2 protein-coding genes are annotated in these 3,353 nt (G+C 39.5%); both read left to right on the forward strand.

Translation table 11 applies throughout. From position 1 onward, the window contains the following. Positions 1 to 2,346: non-ribosomal peptide synthetase (locus PX482_RS20000; protein ID WP_288122916.1), on the forward strand; the 2,346-nt coding region annotated here is incomplete at its 5' end. Continuing rightward, positions 2,343 to 3,353, forward strand: a 1,011-nt coding sequence (locus tag PX482_RS20005) for a condensation domain-containing protein (protein ID WP_288122918.1), incomplete at its 3' end; no start/stop codon positions are given. The genes PX482_RS20000 and PX482_RS20005, both read left to right, overlap by 4 nt.

Below are 3,353 nucleotides of genomic sequence, written 5' to 3' on the forward strand. Positions count from 1 at the left end.
AGAGAAATGTCTTTAGGTGCTTATGCTCATCAAGATTTACCCTTTGAAATGTTAGTAGAAGCCTTACAAACAGAGAGAAATCTTAGTCATACTCCTCTATTTCAGGTAATGTTTGTCCTTCAAAATACTGCCTTATCTGAAATAGAGTTAACGGGTTTAACTATTGATTCTTTCCCCTTAGAAGTTGAAATAGCTAAGTTTGATTTAACCCTATCAATGCAAAATACAGAGACGGGATTAATGGGGGTTTGGGAATATAATACTGACCTATTTAATAGCGAGACTATTGAGAGAATGAACGGTCATTTTCTGACTCTACTTGAGGGGATTATTACTAATCCGAGTGAGAGAGTTTCTCAATTACCTTTGTTAACTAAAGTTGAACAACAACAGTTATTAATTGACTGGAATAATACTGAGGTAGATTACCCTGCTAATAAGTGTATTCATCAATTGTTTGAGGAGCAAGTTGAACGGACTCCTAATGCTGTAGCAGTAACTTATGAAAATGAATCCTTAACTTATCGAGAATTAAATAATCGTGCTAATCAATTAGCTCATTATTTGCGGAAATTAGGCGTAAAAGCTGATACTTTAGTCGGTATTTCCCTTGAGCGGTCCTTAGAGATGATGGTGGGATTATTAGGTATTCTCAAGGCAGGTGGTGCTTATGTACCTCTTGACCCAGATTATCCCCAAGAACGCCTGAGCTTCATGTTAGAAGACTCTCAGGTAAAAGTGTTAGTAACTCAAGCAAAATTAGTCAAGTCTATTCCTGAACATCAAGCACAACTTATCTGTTTAGATACAGAATGGGAAAAAATCGCTCAAAATATCACCTCAAACCCCGAAAGCGTAGCAAAACCAGAGAATTTAATCTATATTATCTATACATCCGGTTCCACAGGGAAACCGAAAGGCGTTTTAGTCAATCACTCCAATGTCGTGCGATTATTTGCCGCTACAGATGCTTGGTATAATTTCAATAGTCAAGATGTCTGGAGTCTATTTCATTCCTACGCTTTTGACTTTTCGGTGTGGGAAATGTGGGGAGCTTTGTTATATGGTGGACGCTTGGTAGTTGTCCCCTACTTAGTGACCCGTTCTCCCGAAGCATTTTATCAGCTATTGTATCAAGAAAAAGTCACAATTCTCAATCAAACTCCTACCGCTTTCCGTCAGTTAATTCAAGCTGAAGAATCCTTAAAAGGAAGTTTTCCCTTATCAAGGGGGGATCGTTCATCGACAACAGATAACGATTTAAGCTTACGTTTAGTTATTTTTGGAGGAGAAGCTTTAGAAATTAACAGCTTACAACCTTGGTTTCAGCGCCATGGCGACCAATGCCCCCAATTAGTTAATATGTACGGAATTACAGAAACTACCGTTCATGTGACCTATCGACCATTAAGTATGAACGACTTGGATAGTACAGCTAGTGTGATTGGTCGTCCCATTCCCGACTTACAGGTGTATTTACTAGACCAACATTTACAACTTGTACCGGTTGGTGTACCCGGGGAGATGTATGTGGGAGGTGCAGGAGTAACAAAAGGTTATCTCAATCGTCCTGAATTAACAACAGAAAGGTTTATTCCTAGTCCTTTTGAGAAGGATGAAGTGATCCCCCCAACCCCCCTTAATAAGGGGGGCAATGAGCCGTCAAAATTATATAAAACGGGAGATTTAGCCCGTTATTTACCCGATGGTAATATTGAATATTTAGGACGCATTGACAATCAAGTTAAGATTCGGGGTTTTCGGATTGAGTTGGGGGAAATCGAAGCATTATTAGCATCTCATCCCCAGATTTGGGAAACAGTAGTAATAGTGAGGGATGATGCAACAGGAGATAAGCGTCTTGTGGCCTACATTGTGCCACAATCGGAAAAAACGATTACCATTAACGAAATACGGCAATTCCTGAAAGCTCAATTACCTGGTTACATGATACCTAATGCTTTCGTTATTTTAGATGCCTTACCCCTTACTGCTAATGGAAAAATAGATAGTCGAGCTTTACCCCCACCAGAATCTAGTAGTGAACCATCAGACAAATATGTTGCTCCGCGTACCCCAATTGAGGATATATTAGTAACTGTTTGGTCAGAAGTGCTAAAAGTTGAAAAAGTGGGTATAAATGATAACTTCTTTGAACTGGGAGGCCATTCCCTACTAGCCACTAAATTAGTAGCACAGATACGCGATCGCTTGAAAGTTGAACTTCCCCTACGTCAGTTATTCAACTCGGCCACACTAGCAGAATTAGCCCAAGGGATTGAACAGTTAAAACAGCAAAAATCCGATACCATCGTTCCAGCAATTTTACCAAGAAAAAGAAAATGAATTTTGAAGAATTACCCCTATCTTATGCCCAACAGCGTTTATGGTTCTTAGATCAATTAGAACCAAATAGTCCCTTTTATAATATTTCCCTGGCCTTGCATTTAGCAGGAAATCTCCAGGTAGATGTCCTCGAAAAAAGCCTACAAGAAATTATTCAGCGCCATGAGTCCCTCCGCACAAATTTCGCCACTATTGAGGGAAATCCTGTACAAATAATCAAACCAGAAAGTAATTGGCAATTAACGCTTGTCAATGGGAAAGACAGCCCAAAATGTCGAGAAGAGCAGGAAATAAAAAAATGGCTAGAAATTCACAGCCATCAACCTTTTGATTTAGCCAATGACTCCCTAATTAGAGCCACCCTACTCAAGTTATCAGACACAGAACATTTTTTGCTGATTTGTCTGCACCATATTGTCTCTGATGGTTGGTCAATGGGGGTATTTATTCAGGAATTGACAACCCTTTATAATGCCTATACTAAAGGTTTAGAACCTCTTTTACCAGAGTTACCAATCCAATACGCAGATTTTGCAATTTGGCAAAGGGAATATTTGCAGGGAGAAATCCGACAAAATCAGTTAAATTACTGGCAAAAACAGTTAGCAGCCGCACCCGCTTTATTACATCTACCTACGGATTATCCCCGTCCTCTACAACAAAGTTTTCAGGGAGATCGAATAAAATGTATCCTTTCTCCAGAACTTAGTCAAGGGTTAAATAAGCTGAGTCGGGAAAAAGGTGTCACCTTATTTATGACCCTGTTAACCGCATTTCAGACTCTACTCTATCGTTACACAGGACAAACAGACATTTTAGTCGGTACTCCCATCGCTAACCGTACTCGTAGTGAATTAGCTGGGTTAATCGGCTTTTTTGTCAATACCTTAGTCTTAAGAACAGATTTAGCCAGAAATCCCAGTTTTAGCGAGTTATTAAAACAGGTACGAGAAACAGCAACGGATGCTTACGACCATCAAGATTTACCTTTTGAGATGTTAGTAGAG

Source organism: Microcystis sp. M53602_WE12, assembly GCF_030065455.1.
GTDB lineage: Bacteria > Cyanobacteriota > Cyanobacteriia > Cyanobacteriales > Microcystaceae > Microcystis > Microcystis aeruginosa.